Origin of the sequence: Knoellia tibetensis (assembly GCF_048606415.1) — a bacterium.
Classification (GTDB): domain Bacteria; phylum Actinomycetota; class Actinomycetes; order Actinomycetales; family Dermatophilaceae; genus Knoellia; species Knoellia tibetensis.
Genome location: NZ_JBMBWF010000001.1, coordinates 2,218,722 through 2,236,840, shown reverse-complemented (window position 1 = coordinate 2,236,840; position 18,119 = coordinate 2,218,722). Strand labels below are relative to the sequence as shown.

The following is an 18,119-nucleotide window of genomic DNA, read 5'->3' as shown; positions in this document are numbered from 1 at the left end:
AGAGCACGTGACCGACACCCGTCCCGAGGGCGCCGAGGCCGACCCCGAGGGCGCCGGACCGCCGCCCCAGGTGGCCGCCAAGGTCGACAGCGTCGCGCGCAACAGCGCGGTCATGGCGATCGGCACGTTCGGGTCGCGCATCCTCGGCTTCATCCGCGGGGCGCTGCTCACGGTGGCGATCGGCGCCGGGGTCGCGGCCGACTCGTTCACGATCTCCAACACGCTGCCGACGCAGCTCTTCGTCCTCATCAACGGCGGCCTCATCTCGGCCCTGCTCATCCCGCAGCTCACCAAGGCGATGCTGCGCAAGGACGGCGGGCAGGACTTCAGCGACCGGCTCATCACCCTGTGCCTGCTCGTCCTCGGCGGTGCGACGCTGCTCTCGGTGGCGATGACCCCGTGGATCGTCGACTGGCTCACCAAGGACAACGCGGGCGAGGCGTTCGTGGACCTCACGACGTTCATGGCCTACATCTGCATGCCGCAGCTCTTCTTCTACGGCCTGTATGCCGTCCTCGGCCAAGTCCTGCAGGCGCGCGGCAGCTTCCTCGCCTTCGCGTGGGCGCCGGCGTGGGCCAACGTCATCCAGATCGCGGGGCTCGCCTGGTTCATCCGGCAGTGGGGCCGGCAGCCCGACGTCGACCCGTGGACCACGGAGATGATCCTGGTGCTCGGCCTGAGCACGACCCTCGGCATCGTCATCCAGGGCCTCAGCCTGGCGTGGCCGCTGTGGCGGTCGGGCTTCCGCTACCGCCCGCGGTTCGGGTGGCGCGGCTACGGCTTCGGCGACATGTCGCGGATGACGGGCTGGACCGTGGCCGCGCTCGTCATCTCGCAGTTCTACGGGTTCGTGAGCACGAAGGTCATGTCGCCCGAGAACGTCGGCGGCCCCTCGGTCGCGGGCAACGCCGTGCAGGGCTACGCCTACAGCCTCTACATCCTCCCGCACTCGATCATCACCACCTCGATCGTCACGGCACTCTTCCCGGCGATGTCGCGGGCGCACGAGACCGGTGACCTCGCCGAGCTGCGCCGCCGCGTCGTCAGCGGTCTCACGAGCCCGGCGGTGCTGCTCCTGCCGGCCGTCGCGGCGTTCATCGCGCTCGGGCGGCCGATGGCCAAGACGCTCTTCTGGGGCACGCGCTACGACCCGAGCCGGGGCATCGACGAGCCGGGCAGCATCGCCCTCGTCCTCGCGATCATGGCCGTCGGACTCATGCCCTTCGGGATCACCGCGCTCAAGCAGCGCTACTGCTTCGCCCGCGGCGACGGCTGGATGAACTTCTGGCTCGTCGCCCTCATGACCGCGGTCAACCTCGCCGGCGCGGCCGTGGCCTACTGGGTCTCACCGCCGCAGTACGTCGTCGCGACGGTGGCCGCCGGTGCCTCCATCGCCAACATCGTCTCGGCCGCGGCGTTCCTCGTCGTCGCCCGGGGCCAGCTCGACGGGCTGGGGATGGGGCGGGTCGTGCGTCTGTGGGCCCGGCTGGCCCTCGCGTCTGCGGTGGCCGGCGTGGCCGGCTGGGGCGCGTCGACGCTCGTCTTCGACCCGGCGAGCCCGCTGCTCGCCCACGTGCTGGGCCTTGCGGTCGGCGGGGCCGTGCTCGGCGTCGTCTTCCTCGCGCTGGCGAAGGCCCTGCGGATCCGGGAGGTCGACGACATGCTCGCGCCGGTCCTGCGCCGCCTCCCCCTCCCCCGCTGAGTCGCGTGCACAACTCACCAATTCCTCCCGTTCCGCACACGGAGGGTGTACCGAACGGGAGGAATTGGTGAGTTAGTGACGGGGGAGGTCGCTGTCGGCGGGCTCGCCGCCGGGGTGGTAGACCGCCTCGGGGTCGTAGTACTGGTGGAGCTTGCGGTCGTAGCTCACGCCCGCCGCGAGGATCTTGGCCCACCGCAGCGGGTGCCGCTCGGCGCGGTAGTGCAGCGGGTTGCGCAGTCCGCCCGCCTTGATGACCCGCTTCGTGCGGGCCCACAGGTCGGGGTGTCGGGCCAGCGCCCACTTGATCGTCCGCACCGGCACGACCGAGTACACCGACTCGGTGTCGGACTCGACGAGCTCGAACTCCTCGGGCAGGCTGTCGTGGACGTACTCGTCGACGTACCACCGCACCGGGTTGAAGCCGGTCCCGGTGACGTAGTAGTTCGACCGCCCCAGCCGCGGGTTGAGCTCGAAGAACTTCGTCCTCCCGTCGCGCGGGTCGTACTTGAGGTCGAAGTTCGCGTAGCCGACCCACTTGAGCTCGGCGAGCAGCCGCACCGCCTCGTCCACGATCTCGCGGTTCTGCCCGGTGAGGATGGCGGCCGGCACGCCGAGCAGCCCCGGCGAGTGCTCCTCGATGAGGGTGCGCCCGTAGGACGCGAACCGCACCCGCGAGTCCCGGTCGCAGTAGCAGGTGAGGATCCGCATGCCCGTGTCGTCGCCGGGGATGCGGTCCTGGACGATGAGCGTCTCCCGGTAGCCCGAAGCCTGGACCCGCCGCACGAGGTCGCGCAGCTCGTCTTCCGTCGCGACCGTGTGCACCTTGGCCTGCCCCTCGAAGCTCACCCGGTTCCAGGCCGCCGGTGCGGTCGGCTTGACGATGAGCGGGTAGCCCTCGGTGGGCAGCTCCGCTGCCGAGACGTCGTATGCCGTGTCACCCAGATCGAGAAACGTCGTCGCCGGAGTCGTCACGCCGGCCGCCTGCGCCGCCTCCTCGAAGGTGTGCTTGCGGGTCGCGCGGGCCAGCGGCTCGGCGCCGACATAGGGCACCTTCCACGAGTCGTCGAGCCGGTCGCGCATGAGGGCGATGACGTCGACGAGCGAGTCGGACGTGGCGAGGAGGATCTTCGGCTGGTCGAGCTCGGCGAACGGTGAGCCCAGCAGGGTCTCGGCCAGGACGTCGGGGTCGTGTGCGTCGGGGCAGCTGACGACCTCGAGGATCGCCGAGTTCTCGACGACCCACGAGGTGGCACCGGTGACGACGAGGGAGCGGACGGCATACGCCTCGTGGAAGGCGCGCACGAGCGAGTAGCCGCCCACGTGTGCACCGACGACGACCGGCACGAAGGGCTGGTCGGCGATGGAGTCAAAACGGTTGTCGGACAATGCTCGTCGCCTCTCAGCGTCGCTTGTAGACTCGGACGACGAGGTCGACGATCCGCCCCGCGAGGGGGCGAAGGCTCTTCGTGAACTCACCGGCGTACTCGCGTCGTTCGGGGTTCCACTGGCGCTTGAACTCCTCGAGGCCCTCGGACGCGTCGATGCCGCCGAAGTCGAAGGTCGTCACGCCCTTGGCTGCCGCGTCCTGCATGATCCGCCAGACCATGAGGTAGTTGGGGCGCAGGTTGCGGTGCTCGTCCGACGACGCGGCATAGAGGTAGGAGCCGCGGGTGCCGCAGGTCGCGAAGATCGACCCGGCGAGGTACTGGCCGTCGGGGTACTGAGCGTGCGCCGCCTCGAAGCCGGGGATCGACTCCTCCTTCTTGGCGATCGTCTCCTCGAGCTGGGCCACCTGGCGGTCGGCCTTCTCGGAGGGGTACTTCTCGCGCTTGGCTCGCGCATTCTCGAGCTGCGCGCGGGTGTCCTCGACGGCCTTGCGGGCCTTGTCGGCCGCGGCGCCGTGGTCGAGCTTGACGAGGGAGACGACGATGTCGTCGGTCGGCGAGAGGACGTCGACGAGGGTCGTGAAGTAGTCCTTGCTCCGGATGCCGAAGCCGTCCCGCGCCCCGGTGACCTTCATGAGCTCGTAGAACGCGTCGATGCCCTCTCGTCCGGCCGACTCGTAGACGAGGCCCGACTTCTCGCCCTTGCGGATCGACTGACGGGTTCCCTGCGACAGCTCCTTCTCGAGGCGGTCGAGGTCGCTGATGTCGGTGACCATGCGCAGCGCCGGCTGGGCGAGGGTCTTGGCGGCGTCCTCGCCCGGCTCGGTGCGCGTGAAGCCGCGGGACTCGAGTACCGGGCGCACGTCCGGGTCGTCGATGCGGACGGCCGGGTCGACGCGGAGCAGGACGCCGCGGTTCGCCCTGGCGACGCGCGAGACCTCGGCGAGGAGGGCGTCGACCGACTCGCCGTCGGCCCAGTCGACGACGAACCCGCGCGGGCAGTAGGCAAGCGCCAGCGGCAGCACCGGGGTGCGGCGGAAGAGGATGAGCGCGGCGCCGGTGACCTCGTCGGCGCCGTCGGGGCCGGCCCCCTTGCGGCCGACGGCGACGGTGCGCCAGGTCCAGCCGGTGTGCTCCTTCTCCCGCCCCCACGGAGTCGTCTGCATGAGGTGCCCGTGGGGGTGGTCGCGGACAAAGTCGTCGTGCTCGCGGTCGGTGAGGTCGAGGGCGGCCAGTGCCACGGAGCTCCTAGGTAGGGCGGGTCAGAGGTCGCCCCGGAGTCTATCCGCCGGGGTTAGGCTCGTCGGGTGCGCAACGAACCAGTCGGCATCCTCGGCGGGATCGGGCCGATGGCCACCGTCTACTTCATGCGGCGCGTCCTCGACCTCACCGACGCCTCCCGCGACCAGGACCACGTCGACATGCTCGTGTGGAACCACGCGAGCATCCCGGACCGGACGGCATACCTCGTGGGCGACTCCCCCGAGAGTCCGGGACCGGTGATGGCCGACGACGCGCGCCAGCTCGAGCGCGCGGGCGCGAAGTTCATCGCGGTGCCGTGCAACACGGCCCAGGCCTTCCAGGACGAGGTCGCGGCCGCCGTCGACATCCCCGTCATCGACATCGTCCAGGAGACGATCGCCGCCGCCCGGGCCGCCGTTCCGAGCCTGACGCACGTCGGCATCCTCGCGACAGACGGGACGTTGCGCGCCCAGACCTACCACCGCGCAGCACAGGCCGCCGGGCTCACGCCCGTCGCTCCCGACGACGTCGTGCAGAAGGACGTCATGTCGATGATCTACGACGGGGTCAAGGCCGGTATGCCGGTCGAGCGCGACCGCTTCGACGCGGCGGTCGCGCACCTTCGCGAGAAGGGCGCAGGCGCGGTCCTGCTGGCCTGCACCGAGCTCTCGATCCTGCGCACCGACCTCGGCGTGGACGACCTCGACGTCGTCGACTCGCTCGACGCCCTCGCTGCCCGCACGGTGACAATGGCCGGCGGACGACTGCGCTGATCGGTCCGCCGGGTGGCGCACGTCTCCCGTTGTTCACCCGATGCTGACACCATGAACCCATGACGACGTCGACCACGCCCGGGACCCGCGACGTCGACGGCGCGGGAGCTGCGGAGGCTGCGGACGCTGCGGACCGGCCGGCCACCGCGGACAGCACGACCGACAGCAGCTTCGTCACCGAGGTCTCGATCGCGAGCGCCTCGGCGGCCGAGGCCCGGGCCGCGCAGCCCCGCGCGTCCAACGGGCGGTTCGTGCGCCCGTCGGCATCGGCGCAGGCCGACCAGTCCCAGGGCCTGCCTGCCGATCGCTTCCTCGACCGCGAGATCTCGTGGCTGCAGTTCAACGAGCGGGTGCTCCAGCTGGCCGCCGACGAGGACGTCCCCCTCCTCGAGCGGGCCCGCTTCCTCGCGATCTTCACCTCGAACCTCGACGAGTTCTTCATGGTCCGGGTGGCCGGGCTCAAGCGCCGCATCGCCACCGGGCTCGCGGTCCGCTCGGCCTCCGGGCTCGAGCCGCGCGAGGTGCTCGAGCAGATCTCCGTCGTGAGCCACGAGCTGCTCGCCATGCAGGCGCGGGTCTACGACGACCTCGTCCAGCCCGCCCTCGAGGCGGAAGGCATCGAGGTGGTGCGGTGGGACGAGCTGTCGGAGGACGAGCAGGCCCGCCTCGGCGATCTCTTCACCGAGCGCGTCTTCCCGGTGCTCACCCCGCTGGCCGTCGACCCGGCCCACCCCTTCCCCTACATCTCCGGCCTGTCGCTCAACCTCGCCGTGCTCCTCATCAACCCCAAGACGGGCAAGGAGCACTTCGCGCGGGTCAAGGTGCCGCCGCTGCTGCCGCGCCTGCTGCGCGTGGGTGAGGGCGACGCCTCGACCGACGTCTACGACGTGCGGTTCGTCCCGCTCGAGGACGTCATGGCCGCCCACCTCGACCAGCTCTTCCCGGGGATGGAGGTGCACGAGCACTACACCTTCCGCGTCACCCGCAACGAGGACCTCGAGGTCGAGGAGGACGACGCCGAGAACCTCCTCACCGCGCTCGAGAAGGAGCTGACCCGGCGCCGCTTCGGCCCCCCGGTGCGGCTCGAGGTCGACCAGGACATGGACGACCACGTCATGGACCTGCTCGTGCGCGAGCTCGGCGTGACGAGCCAGGAGGTCTACCGGCTGCCGGCGCCGCTCGACCTGCGCGGGCTCAACATCATCGCCGACCTCGAGCGCTCCGAGCTGCACTACCCGGCGTTCGTGGCCCGCACCAACAGCGACCTCGCCCCGACCGAGAGCGCCAAGGCGCGTGACCTCTTCGCGAGCATCCGCAAGCAGGACGTCCTGCTCCAGCACCCCTACGACTCGTTCTCGACGTCGGTGCAGGCCTTCATCGAGCAGGCGGCGGCCGACCCCAACGTCCTCGCCATCAAGCAGACCCTCTACCGCACGAGCGGCGACTCCCCCATCATCGACGCCCTCATCGACGCGGCCGACAGCGGCAAGCAGGTCCTCGCCGTCGTCGAGATCAAGGCCCGCTTCGACGAGCAGAACAACATCTCGTGGGCTCGCAAGCTGGAGCGCGCGGGCGTCCACGTCGTCTACGGCATCGTCGGCCTCAAGACGCACTCCAAGCTCAGCCTCGTCGTGCGCCAGGAGGAGGACGGGCTCCGCCGCTACTGCCACATCGGCACCGGCAACTACAACCCCAAGACGGCGCGCATCTACGAGGACTTCGGCCTCCTCACCGTCGACCCGCAGGTCGGCGACGACCTCACCCGGCTCTTCAACCAGCTCTCCGGCGTCGCCCCGCGGAGCAAGTTCAAGCGGCTCCTCGTCGCCCCCCGCTCGGTCCGAAGCGGTCTCGTCGAGAGGATCGAGGGCCAGGTGGCGGCCGAGCGCGAGAAGCCTGGGAGCGGCTACATCGGCATCAAGGTCAACTCGATCGTCGATGAGCAGGTCATCGACGCCCTCTACCGCGCCTCGATGGCCGGGGTGAAGGTCGACGTCTGGGTGCGCGGCATCTGCGCCCTGCGCCCCGGTGTCGAGGGCCTGTCGGAGAACGTCACCGTGCACTCGGTGCTCGGCCGCTTCCTCGAGCACTCGCGGGTCTTCCTCTTCGGCACCGGCGAAGACCTCGAGGCGTGGATCGGCAGCGCCGACATGATGCATCGCAACCTCGACCGTCGCGTCGAGTGCCTCGTCCGCCTCGCCGACCGCCGTCACCTCGACGACCTGCGATCGCTCATCGCCCAGGGCATGAGCGGCAAGTTCTCGCACTGGTCGCTCGGGGCCGACGGCCGCTGGAGCCGACGCCACCTCGACGCCGACGGCGAGCCGCTGCCCGACATCCAGGCGGCCCTCATCGAGATGCACGCCAAGCGCCGACGCAAGGCCCGGCGCCGCTGAGCCCCCCGGAGCGGCCCGAGCGGCCCGAGGTCATCCCCGCGGCGGGCACGCTGCCGTGGCGGGTGCGCAATGACGTGCTCCAGGTCGCCCTCGTCCACCGGCCCCGCTACGACGACTGGTCGTGGCCCAAGGGCAAGCTCGACCCCGGCGAGGACTGGGCCGCCGCCGCCGTCCGCGAGACGCTCGAGGAGACCGGTCTCGAGGTGCGTCTCGGGCCGCCCCTGCCGCAGGCCCGCTACCTCGTCCTCACCAAGGCCGGCACCCGCGGCGAGAAGGTCGTCCACTACTGGTCGGCCATCGTCACCGGCGGCAACGGCCGCCTCGAGAACGAGATCGACGCCGTCGACTGGCTCGACGTCGCCGAGGCCCACATCCGCCTCGACTACGCCCATGACCGCGAGCAGCTGCGGGCGCTTGTCCGGGCGCACGGCGACGGCGCCCTCGACACGTGGCCCCTCGTCGTCGTCCGGCACGCCAAGTCCGTCTCCCGGTCGCACTGGGAGGGCGACGACCGCGAGCGGCCCCTCGACGCGCGGGGCACCCAGCGCGCGCGAGACCTCGTTCCCGTGCTCACGGCATACGGGATCACCCGCGTGCTCACGTCACCTTCGCTGCGGTGTCTCGACACGATCGCCCCGTATGCCGTGTCGTCCGGGATCGAGCCGCGCACCCGTCGTGGGCTGTCGGAAGAGGGGCACGAGGCCGAGCCGGGACGGGCCGTCGAGCACGTGGAGCGGCTGCTCGAGCGCGGCGAGCCGGCGGCGCTGTGCACCCACGGGCCGGTCATGGAGGCCGTTCTCGGCGTCCTCACGGATCGGCTCCACCTCGAGGGCGGGGACGCGGTGGGGATGCTCGAGAGGTTCGTCGAGGCACGCGACGACGACCTGGCCAAGGGGGAGGCCCTCGTCTGCCACGTCGCGGGCGTGGGCGCCGGTGCGCGGATCGTCGCCGTGGAGCGTCACCTGCCCTGAGTGGGTCAAGGCGGGCGGCGGGTGTCCGTCCGGGCGGCGCGGGGCTCGGTGTCGTCTCGCTTGAACAACGCGACAGCCAATGGCCGAGCACCGTTCACGCCTCGTTCACCCTGCACGGGCGAACCGGACACCAGCCCTGCCTACCTTCGCACTGTCGGTACACCACGTCCGACCCAGACTCCCTGCTCCACGTGAGAGGTATGACAGTGAAGATTTCGCGTCTCGGTGCGATGGCCTCCCTGGCCCTCGTCGGCTCCATCGCCCTGACCGCCTGCGGTTCGGACAACACGGGCGGCACTGACAGCGCCAGTGGCGCCGAAGGCACCGCCAGCTCCTCCACCTCGTCCGACTGCTTCGACGGCACGCTCAGCGCGGAGGGTTCCTCGGCCCAGAAGAACGCCTTCGAGGAGGTCGCCAGCGGCTTCCAGTCGCAGTGCTCCGGCGCCACCGTGAACTACAACCCCTCGGGCTCCGGCGCGGGCATCAAGCAGTTCATCGCCGGCCAGGTCGACTTCGCCGGCTCGGACTCCGCCCTCAAGACCGTGGAGAAGGACGGCAAGATCGAGGCGAAGGAGGCCGAGGCCGCCTGCGGTTCCCCCGCCTGGAACATCCCGATGGTCACCGGCCCGATCGCCGTCGCCTACAACGTCAAGGGCGTCGACAAGCTCAACCTGACCCCGGCCCTCGCCGGTGACATCTTCATGGGCAAGATCACGACCTGGAACGACCCGAAGATCGCCGCCGCCAACTCCGGTGTCCAGCTGCCCGCGACCGCCATCAAGGTCTTCTTCCGCTCCGACGAGTCGGGCACGACCGAGAACTTCACCAAGTACCTCAAGGCCGCGGCCCCCGAGAACTGGCCGGGCGAGCCCGCGAAGACGTGGGACGGCAAGGGTGAGGGCAAGGCCAAGTCGGCCGGTGTCGCGGAAGGCGTGAAGTCCACCGACGGTGGCATCACCTACGTCGAGTGGAGCTACGCCAAGGACAACGACCTCGGCGTCGCCGCGATCGACAACGGCTCCGGCCCCGTCGAGCTCACCAGCGAGTCGGTCGGCAAGGCCATCGCCACCGCCGAGCAGACCGGCACGGGCAACGACCTTGCGCTCAAGCTCGACTACGCCACGAAGGAGGCGGGTGCCTACCCGATCAACCTCGTGACCTACGAGATCGTCTGCTCGAAGGGCAAGGACGCCGAGAAGCAGAAGAACATCAAGGCGTTCCTGAAGTACTTCGCCTCCGAGGAGGCGCAGAAGACCATCGAGGAGATCGGCTACGCGCCGCTTCCGGCCGAGGTCCAGACCAAGGTCGAGGCCGCCATCGAGGCGATCAGCTGAGCGCGTCGTCCGGACGCGCCGGCCTTCCGGTCGGCTGAGGGGGTGGGGCCGCTCCGGCCCCGCCCCCTCACCCCCGTTCCACCCGCCCTGCTCAACACCCTCGTTCCACACCCTCGCTCCACACAACGCAGCACAGCCCCTGGAAGGAACCGACCCCGTGTCATCGATCACCGGGCACAGCGCGATCGACGAGCTGCCCAGCGGCGACGGCCGCCCGCCCCTCGAGGCCGACAAGGCCGGGACCGGACGCCTCGGCGACCGGATCTTCGGCGGCCTCGCCACCGGCTCGGGCATCCTCGTCATCGCCCTCGTGACCCTCGTCGGTCTCTTCCTCGTCATCCAGGCCGTCCCCTCGCTGCTCAACAACGAGGCGAACTTCCTCACCTCGCGCGAGTGGGTCCCCAGCGGCACCGCGCCTCGGTTCGGCATCGTCGACCTGCTCTGGGCGACGGTCGTCACCTCGATCATCGCGATGCTCATCGCCGTCCCCCTCGGCGTGGCGGTGGCGCTCTTCATCACCCAGTACGCGCCGGGCTGGCTCAACAAGCCGGCGGCCACCCTCGTCGACCTGCTCGCCGCCGTGCCCTCGATCGTCTACGGGTTCTGGGGCCTGCAGGTCGCCGGACAGTACTTCGAGCCGGTCGCGACGGTCATCGACCGGGTGCTCGGCTGGCTGCCCCTCTTCGAGTACACCGGGACCCCGAGCGCCAAGAGCACGCTGGCGTTCGCCGGCGTCATCCTCGCGATCATGATCCTGCCGATCGTCACCGCGATCTCGCGCGAGGTCTTCAGCCAGGTGCCGACCCCCCACAAGGAGGGCGCACTCGCCCTCGGCGCGACGAAGTGGGAGATGATCCGCACCGCCGTCATCCCCTTCGGCAAGCCGGGCATCATCTCGGCCGCCATGCTCGGCCTCGGTCGCGCGCTCGGTGAGACCCTCGCCGTGACGCTGCTGCTCTCGGCGCTCAACACCTCGAGCGCCTTCTCGTTCTCGATCTTCGGTGGCGGCGAGACGTTCGCGTCGCGCATCGCCAACGACGCCGGCGAGTTCGACTCCGCGCAGAAGACGGGTGCCTACATCGCGGCGGGCCTCGTCCTCTTCCTCCTCACCTTCATCGTCAACGCGGCGGCCCGGGTCGTCATCGAGCGCCGGAAGGCCTTCACCGAATGAGCACGCTGAGCACGGTCGACGAGTCCGCACCGCCCACGACCCCCGCCGCCCCGCGTGGCGAGGACTTCGGTGGCCGGTCCGGTGGGCGTGCGTTTCGCGACCAGCTGGCCCGCGTCGTCATGTGGTCCGCCTTCGTCGTCGCCCTCCTCCCCCTCGTCTGGATCCTCGGCGCCACCATCGTCAAGGGCGGCCAGATCATTGCCAGCGTCGACTGGTGGTCCCTGTCGCAGTCGGGCATCACGGCCCGGCGCGAGGGCGGCGGCGCCGTCCACGCGATCCAGGGAACGCTCATCCAGGCTGCCGTCACCGCGCTCATCTCGGTGCCGATCGGCGTCCTCACCGCGGTCTACCTCGTCGAGTACGGCCGCGGCCGGCTCGCCAAGGTCGTGTCGTTCATGGTCGACATCCTCACCGGCATCCCGTCGATCGTCGCCGGGCTCTTCATCTACGCCCTGTGGGTGACGACGCTGGGCCTCCAGCGCATCGGCTTCGCCGTCTGCCTCGCCCTGACGATGCTCATGATCCCCACGGTCGTCCGCTCGACCGAGGAGATGCTCAAGCTCGTGCCCAACGAGCTGCGCGAGGCGTCCTACGCCCTCGGCGTGCCCAAGTGGAAGACGATCATGAAGATCGTCATCCCGACGTCGTTCTCGGGCATCGTCACCGGCGTCCTGCTCGGCCTCGCCCGCGTCATGGGTGAGACGGCCCCGCTCATCATCCTCGGCCCCTACACCGCGGTCATCGCGACGAACCTCTTCGACGGCCTCATGCCCACCCTGCCGACAATGATCTACCAGAACTACAGCGAGAACCTCCAGCCGGCGATCGACCGCACCTGGGGTGCCGCCCTCACCCTCATCCTCATCATCTTCCTGCTCAACATCGCGGGCCGTTTCGTCGGCCGGTTCAGCAAGGTGAAGAGCTGACGCCCGGCCGCGCACACGGCATACCCCCTGCACTTCGCAACCCAGAGAGAAACGACAGCACCCATGGCAAAGCGCATCGACGTCAAGGACCTCGACATCTACTACGGCGACTTCAAGGCCGTCGAGGGCGTGTCCCTCACCGTCGAGCCGCGCTCGGTGACGGCCTTCATCGGCCCGTCCGGCTGCGGCAAGTCGACCGTCCTCCGCACGCTCAACCGCATGCACGAGGTCATCCCCGGCGGCCGCGTCGAGGGCAAGGTCGCGCTCGACGACCAGGACCTCTACGCCTCCTCGATGGACCCGGTGGCGGTCCGGCGCACGGTCGGCATGGTCTTCCAGCGGCCGAACCCGTTCCCGACGATGTCGATCCGCGACAACGTCGCCGCCGGCCTCAAGCTCAACGGCGTCAAGAACAAGAAGCAGCTCGACGAGGTCGTCGAGAAGTCACTCAAGGGCGCCAACCTCTGGAACGAGGTCAAGGACCGCCTCGACAAGCCCGGTGCGGGGTTGTCGGGCGGCCAGCAGCAGCGGCTCTGCATCGCGCGGGCCATCGCCGTCGAGCCGCAGGTGCTCCTCATGGACGAGCCGTGCTCGGCGCTCGACCCGATCTCGACGCTCGCCATCGAGGACCTCATCAACGACCTCAAGAGCCAGTACACGATCGTCATCGTCACCCACAACATGCAGCAGGCGGCGCGGGTCTCGGACCAGACGGCGTTCTTCAACCTCAAGGCGACGGGGCAGCCCGGCCGGCTTGTCGAGGTCGACGACACGCCGCGCATCTTCAGCAACCCGTCCGAGAAGGCCACCGAGGACTACATCTCCGGCCGCTTCGGCTGACCCCCGCCGCCTCCCTCTCTCCCCACCCCCTCCCCGGCACTTATTGCGCAGGAGCGACACCGGAGGGCCTCTTTGGGCCATGTTCCTGTCGGTCCTGCGCAATAAGTCAGTGCCAGTGGGGAGTGCGGGACTTGTCCACAGCGCGCTTGCATCTGACCCCTCGTCCAAAGGGCGCCATCGTGGGGAGGCGCACGGTGAGACCCGCGGTCGAGCCTTGCAGCCATGCGCGACTTCAGCGGCCTTCCGCAGCCCTTCGGGCGGGCCGAGGCCATGACAGCCGGCTTCACCCTCCGCAATGTGGAGAGAGCCGCTGCTTCCGGACCCCTGACCCGCCTCGCACCAAGCCTGTATGCCGTCCGTGCCGCGTGGGAGCCGCTCCCGCCGTGGGTGCGCCATGCACACCTGGCGCGCGCCGCCGTGCGGCTCACTCCCGACGCCATGGTGAGCCATCTCAGCCTCCCGGTCCTCATGGGGCTGCCGCATCCGGCATACCCAGTCTCGAAGGTCTCGATGACACTGCTCGACGATGGTCGCACCAGCCGAGCCGACGAGTGGCGGCAGTTCCACCCCGGGCGGACGCCACCGGGTCAGGTGATCGTCCGAGGACGACGCGCCCACCTCACACCGACCCGTACGGTCGTCGACTGCGCCCGTGACCTCCACCCCCGCGATGCACTCGCCATCATGGACGCTGCGCTACGCGCGGGGCTGACCACCCGCTCTCGGCTGCGAGAGATGCGTCGTCACCAACGTCGCTGGCCGGGGATCGCGGCGGTCGACACCCTCCTTCGAATCGCCGACCCCCTGCGGGAGAACTGGCTCGAGTCAGCCTCGGCATGGGCAGTTCATGCGTCCGGTCTGCCTGCCGGCGTGCCTCAGGTGACCGTCTTGGACTCGATGGGGAGGTTCGTCGCACGGGTCGACGCACTCTGGCCGGAGCTGGGTGTCGTCGGTGAGGCCGACGGTCGTGGGAAGTACGAGATCGGGGCGGGATCTGCTGAGGACGCCGACGTCATCTCGATCATGCGGAAAGCGGTCCACGAACAGCGCGAGCGAGAGGACCGACTGCGTGACCTCGGTCTTGTCGTCTGCCGGTGGGGTCAGAGCGAGGCGATGGCGATCAGCCCACTGGCGGACCGGCTGCAGAGCGCCTTCCAACGCGCCGACCCTGCGCGTGTCTCCGCGCGCTACAAGTGCTCATGCTGCCGCCGCGACCTGACTGATTGCGCAGGGGCGACACAGGTCCCCCTGATTGGGGCCTGAAACTGGCGCTCCTGCGCAATAAGTGGGGGTCTGGGGTGGGGGGGTGGGGGTCAGAGGCCGAGGATGAGCTTGAGGACGAAATAGGTGAGGGCGGCGACGATGCCGGCGCCCGGGAAGGTGAAGATCCACGCGCCGACGATGTTCTTGGCCACACCCCAACGCACCGCCTTGACCGACTTCGTCGAGCCGACGCCCATGATCGCCGAGGTGATGGCGTGGGTCGTCGAGATCGGCGCACCCGTGGCCGTCGCGACGTAGAGCACGGCCGCAGCCGTCGTCTCTGCGGCGAAGCCCTGCGGCGGGTCGAGGTGGATGATGCGGCGGCCGAGGGTGCGCATGATCCGCCACCCACCGGCATACGTCCCCGCGGAGATGACCACGGCGCTCATGACGAGGACCCAGAGCGGGATGCCCTGGTTGCCCTCGGTGTGGAAGCCGCCGACGGTGAGGGCGAGTACGACGACACCGGCGGTCTTCGCCGCGTCCTGCATGCCGTGCCCGAACGCCATGGCGGCGGCCGAGACGGTCTGGGCGTAGCGGAAGCCGCGGTTGACACGGCCCGGGTGCCCACGGCGGAAGAGCCACAGGATCGCCGTCATGACGAGGAAGCCCACGATGAGCCCGACGATCGGGGAGGCGATCATCGGGAGGATGACCTTCTCGAGAACGGCGGCCCAGTGCACGGTCGTCGACGCGGCGATCGCCGCGCCACCGAGACCGCCGATGAGGGCGTGCGAGGAGGACGACGGCAGGCCGTACCACCACGTGAGCATGTTCCACGCGATGGCGCCGACGAGGCCGGCGGCGCAGATCGTGAGCCCGACCCTGCCGGCGGGTGCGTCGATGATGCCGCTGCCGACGGTCTTGGCGACCTTGGTGCCGAGGAACGCGCCGGCGAGGTTGGCGATCGCCGCCATGCCGAGCGCGATGCGCGGGGTGAGGGCACGGGTCGACACCGACGTCGCGATCGCGTTCGCGGCGTCGTGGAAGCCGTTGGTGTAGTTGAAGCCCATCGCGAGCGCGACGACGAGGGCCACCGGGATCCAGCTCTCCACGGTGGTCAGGACTCCTTGACGGCGATGCTCTCGACCTTGTGGGCCACGGTCTCGAAGGCGTCCGCCGCGGCCTCGAGCTCGTCGATGAGCTCCTTGTGCTTCATCACCGTGATGGCGTCGGCGCCGTCGGCGTTGAAGAGCTCGGCGAGCATGCGGCGGTAGGCCTTGTCGGCGGAGTTCTCAAGACGGTTGATCTCGATCCAGAAGGAGCTGAGGTCCTTCATCGACCGCAGCCGCGGCATCGCCTCGACGGTGACCTCGGCCATCCGCGAGAGGATCTCGACCTGCTTGATGACGCCCTTGGGGAACTTGTCGATGCGATAGAGCGCGACGAGGTCGGCGGCGGCGTCCATGTGGTCGACGCAGTCGTCGAGCGCACTGGCCAGCCCGTGGATGTCCTCACGGTCGAACGGCGTGATGAACGAGCTGTTCACCTTGCGGATGAGCTCGTGCGTGGACTCGTCGGCGGAGGTCTCGACCTCGTCCATGCGCTTGGCGATCGCCTCACGCTCCTCCTGGCTCTGCGCGCCGAGGATGGCGGTGAGCTCGGCAGCACCCTTGACGAGGTGCGAGGCGGACTGGGAGAACAGGTCGTAGAACCCGGTGTCCTGGGGGGTCAGGCGGAAGCCCACGTGAGTGCTCCGAAAAGGCTCGAGGTCAACGGTCGCCGACAAGGCTACGGCCTCCCAGCCAGAACCACGTCATCGGCCGTTACCGCCCGGTTCGCCTCCTCGCAACCCGTGCGACTGCTGTGACGCGGGAGACCCTCGGGACGAGAAGCGGTGCCGGACCGGGAGCGCCTCACGGCGCGTGGCCGCTCGTAGCGGCTGAATTTGGGACCCGGGGCTGCCGCGGTCCGGCACCACCCAAGAGAGCCTAACGCGCGCCGGCCTCGTGTCCATTCCCGAACGGCAATTCCGTATGCCGTCCCGCCCAGCCGGCGTGTGCCGTCCCGCCCAGCCGGCGTAGGCCGGCTCGCCGAACCCTCCGTATGCCGGCTTGCTCAGTCCAGCTCGTCGGCGCGCCACAGTCGCGCGCACGCGACGAGGTCCTCACCCGTCCGCTGCATGGCCGCGGCACTCGTCGTCAGGGCGCCGGCCCAGGCGGGATCGGTGTCGTCGCGGTCGTGGGCGAGGTCGGCCCGGCCTGCGGCGATGACCGATGCGAAGGCCGCCGCACGCTCCAGCGCGACCCCGAGGTCGCCATCGAAGACACCCGTGAGGATCTCGTCGGCGAGCGACTTCACCTCCTCAGGGCCTGGCGGCTCGGCGACCCCGGCCACCGCGTGCGCCACGTCCGTGAACCGCACGCCCGCGGCGTACTGCCGGCTCGCCTCGACGGGCTGGCGACGCACCCACTCGCGGACGGCATACAGGCGCCAGAGGGCACCGGGCAGGCTGCGGGCGGGTCGGCCGGCCCACAGGTCGGCGACGGTCGAGAGGCCGAGCTCGTCGACGAGGGCGACGAGGCGCGCCGTGACCTCTGGGTCGTGGGCGGCGCGGCCGGTCCCGACGAGGACTGCGGCGGTCTGGTGGGCGATCTCGGTCGTCTCGGCAGGGCCCGGGAGGGTGCCGCCGTGCGCCTCGAGCGCGTCGGGACCGAAGTGCACGGGACGGCGAGGAAGGTTGCGGCCGCTGTCTGTCACGCTCCCATCCTGCCCCGTACGTTGGGGAGATGACGTCCACCGCCGAGCCACCTGTCTACGAGACCCTGCTGTGGGAGGTCTCCGACGACGGGGTCCTCACGCTCACCCTCGACCGTCCCGAGGCGCTCAACGCCTTCACGGTGACGATGGCGCGCGAGCTCGAGGACGCGTTCCGGAGGGTCAACGACGACGACTCCGTGGCGGCGGTCGTCGTCACCGGCTCGGGCCGGGCCTTCTGCGCCGGGATGGACCTCTCGCGCGAGGGCAACGTCTTCGGGCTCGACGAGTCGCTGGCGCCGACGCTCGACGACATGCGCGAGCGGCTCGACGCCCCCGAGGTCGCCGACGGCGTGCGGGACACCGGTGGTCGCGTCGTGCTCGCGATCTATGACTGCACGAAGCCGGTGATCGCCGCGATCAACGGTCCCGCGGTCGGCATCGGCGCGACGATGACCCTGCCCATGGACGTGCGGCTGGCGTCGACCTCGGCGCGGATCGGGTTCGTCTTCGGGCGGCTCGGGATCGTGCCGGAGGCGTGCTCGTCCTGGTTCCTGCCGCGGCTCGTCGGCATCTCGCGGGCGCTGGAGTGGACCTACTCCGCCGACGTCCTCACTCCCGAGGAGGCGCTCGACGGCGGCCTGCTGCGCTCGGTGGTGGAGCCAGAAGCGTTGCTGGACACGGCATACGGGCTCGCGCGTCGCTTCGTCGAGGGACGCTCACGCGTCGCGACGGCACTCACCCGACAGATGATGTGGCGCAACTCAGCACAGCCGCACCCGCTCGAGGCGCACCGGGTCGACTCGCTCGCGATGTGGTGGACGAGCGTGCACGACGGGCGCGAGGGCGTGGCCGCGTTCAGGGGGAAACGTGCCCCGGAGTTCACGTCGGCGGCCTCGCGCGACCTGCCGGAGTGGCTGCCATGGGACTGAACCGGTTCGTCGAGGCCCAGGACGCCGGCGGCGCCTACGCCACCGCGCTCGCCGAGCTGCGCCGCGGGCGCAAGACGAGCCATTGGATGTGGTTCGTCCTCCCCCAGGTCGCCGGCCTCGGGCGCAGCGAGATGGCACAGAGGTATGCCGTGTCAGGACTTGCCGAGGCGCGCGCCTATCTCGCGGATCCCGTTCTCGGACAGCGGTTGCGAGAGTGCTGCGAGGTGCTGCTCTCGCTCGACGAACCGGACCCGGTGGCGGTTTTTGGAAGCATCGACGCGGTCAAGCTGCGGTCGTGCCTGACGCTCTTCTCACGGGCTGCGGAGGTCGAGCTCGACCGGGCGCTGTTCGACGACGTGCTGGAGAAGTGGTTCGACGGCAAGCCCGACCCTGCGACCCTCGCGCTGCTGTGACCAGCACTCCGTTCACCTCCGACCGGCTCCGAGGGCGGCGTGCAGGGGCCGGGTATCGTCGGCGCACGTGCGGGCCC

The 18,119-nt window shown here is 70.0% G+C and carries 16 protein-coding genes; 11 read left to right on the top strand and 5 right to left on the bottom strand.

All coding sequences use genetic code 11. The features are described 5' to 3' along the window. Positions 1-7 precede the first annotated feature (7 nt). Entirely contained in the window at positions 8-1,702 is a 1,695-nt protein-coding gene (murJ, locus tag ACOJV7_RS10455) for a murein biosynthesis integral membrane protein MurJ (RefSeq protein ID WP_420190081.1), read from the top strand. 72 nt (positions 1,703-1,774) lie between these two features. Here the strand turns inward: murJ and ACOJV7_RS10450 are convergent, their stop codons facing one another. After that, complete coding sequence (locus ACOJV7_RS10450) at positions 1,775-3,088, bottom strand: carboxylate--amine ligase (protein WP_420190080.1); 1,314 nt, start codon at positions 3,086-3,088, stop codon at positions 1,775-1,777. A 13-nt stretch (positions 3,089-3,101) separates the two neighbouring features. Further along, the gene (locus tag ACOJV7_RS10445; RefSeq protein ID WP_420190079.1) at positions 3,102-4,328 is read right to left on the bottom strand and encodes a lipid II:glycine glycyltransferase FemX; all 1,227 of its coding nucleotides are present in this window, start codon (positions 4,326-4,328) and stop codon (positions 3,102-3,104) included. Between the two features lie 66 nt (positions 4,329-4,394). Between ACOJV7_RS10445 and cuyB the strand changes: the two genes are divergently transcribed. The 8 genes from cuyB to ACOJV7_RS10405 all read left to right on the top strand — a co-directional run bounded on the left by cuyB (position 4,395) and on the right by ACOJV7_RS10405 (position 14,000). Then, on the top strand, positions 4,395-5,102 hold the full coding sequence (gene cuyB / locus ACOJV7_RS10440; RefSeq protein ID WP_420190078.1) for a cysteate racemase: 708 nt from the start codon (positions 4,395-4,397) through the stop codon (positions 5,100-5,102). Between the two features lie 59 nt (positions 5,103-5,161). After that, positions 5,162-7,495: an RNA degradosome polyphosphate kinase gene (locus ACOJV7_RS10435; RefSeq protein WP_420190077.1), complete on the top strand. Its 2,334-nt coding sequence runs from the start codon at positions 5,162-5,164 to the stop codon at positions 7,493-7,495. Positions 7,496-7,557: 62 nt separating this feature from the next. Then, positions 7,558-8,466 (top strand): NUDIX hydrolase, encoded by a 909-nt coding sequence (locus ACOJV7_RS10430; protein WP_420190076.1) that lies wholly within the window; start codon positions 7,558-7,560, stop codon positions 8,464-8,466. Between the two features lie 206 nt (positions 8,467-8,672). Continuing rightward, positions 8,673-9,800 carry a phosphate ABC transporter substrate-binding protein PstS gene (gene pstS / locus ACOJV7_RS10425; protein ID WP_420190075.1) on the top strand — a complete coding sequence of 376 codons (1,128 nt, stop codon included), beginning with the start codon at positions 8,673-8,675 and terminating at the stop codon, positions 9,798-9,800. 157 nt (positions 9,801-9,957) lie between these two features. Continuing rightward, the gene (gene pstC, locus ACOJV7_RS10420) at positions 9,958-10,971 is read left to right on the top strand and encodes a phosphate ABC transporter permease subunit PstC (RefSeq protein ID WP_420190074.1); all 1,014 of its coding nucleotides are present in this window, start codon (positions 9,958-9,960) and stop codon (positions 10,969-10,971) included. Then, positions 10,968-11,897, top strand: coding sequence for a phosphate ABC transporter permease PstA (pstA, locus tag ACOJV7_RS10415; RefSeq protein ID WP_420190073.1), 930 nt, complete (start codon positions 10,968-10,970; stop codon positions 11,895-11,897). Before pstC ends, pstA begins: the two co-directional genes overlap by 4 nt. Before the next feature lie 63 nt (positions 11,898-11,960). Next, a complete protein-coding gene (gene pstB, locus ACOJV7_RS10410; protein ID WP_420190072.1) occupies positions 11,961-12,737 on the top strand; it encodes a phosphate ABC transporter ATP-binding protein PstB in 777 nt (258 codons plus the stop codon). Between the two features lie 222 nt (positions 12,738-12,959). Further along, positions 12,960-14,000 (top strand): hypothetical protein, encoded by a 1,041-nt coding sequence (locus ACOJV7_RS10405; RefSeq protein WP_420190071.1) that lies wholly within the window; start codon positions 12,960-12,962, stop codon positions 13,998-14,000. Positions 14,001-14,050: 50 nt separating this feature from the next. On the opposite strand, the gene ACOJV7_RS10400 is transcribed toward ACOJV7_RS10405, so the two are convergent. From ACOJV7_RS10400 to ACOJV7_RS10390, 3 genes are all read right to left on the bottom strand, one after another. Then, positions 14,051-15,055 (bottom strand): inorganic phosphate transporter, encoded by a 1,005-nt coding sequence (locus ACOJV7_RS10400; RefSeq protein ID WP_420190070.1) that lies wholly within the window; start codon positions 15,053-15,055, stop codon positions 14,051-14,053. 5 nt (positions 15,056-15,060) lie between these two features. Further along, a complete protein-coding gene (locus ACOJV7_RS10395; protein WP_420190068.1) occupies positions 15,061-15,687 on the bottom strand; it encodes a DUF47 domain-containing protein in 627 nt (208 codons plus the stop codon). 371 nt (positions 15,688-16,058) lie between these two features. Continuing rightward, positions 16,059-16,700 carry a hypothetical protein gene (locus tag ACOJV7_RS10390; protein WP_420190067.1) on the bottom strand — a complete coding sequence of 214 codons (642 nt, stop codon included), beginning with the start codon at positions 16,698-16,700 and terminating at the stop codon, positions 16,059-16,061. A 29-nt stretch (positions 16,701-16,729) separates the two neighbouring features. On the opposite strand from ACOJV7_RS10390, the gene ACOJV7_RS10385 reads away from it, so the two are divergent. Next, positions 16,730-17,629 carry a crotonase/enoyl-CoA hydratase family protein gene (locus ACOJV7_RS10385; protein ID WP_420190066.1) on the top strand — a complete coding sequence of 300 codons (900 nt, stop codon included), beginning with the start codon at positions 16,730-16,732 and terminating at the stop codon, positions 17,627-17,629. Further along, a complete protein-coding gene (locus ACOJV7_RS10380) occupies positions 17,620-18,042 on the top strand; it encodes a DUF1810 domain-containing protein (RefSeq protein WP_420190065.1) in 423 nt (140 codons plus the stop codon). Before ACOJV7_RS10385 ends, ACOJV7_RS10380 begins: the two co-directional genes overlap by 10 nt. Positions 18,043-18,119: the final 77 nt, after the last annotated feature.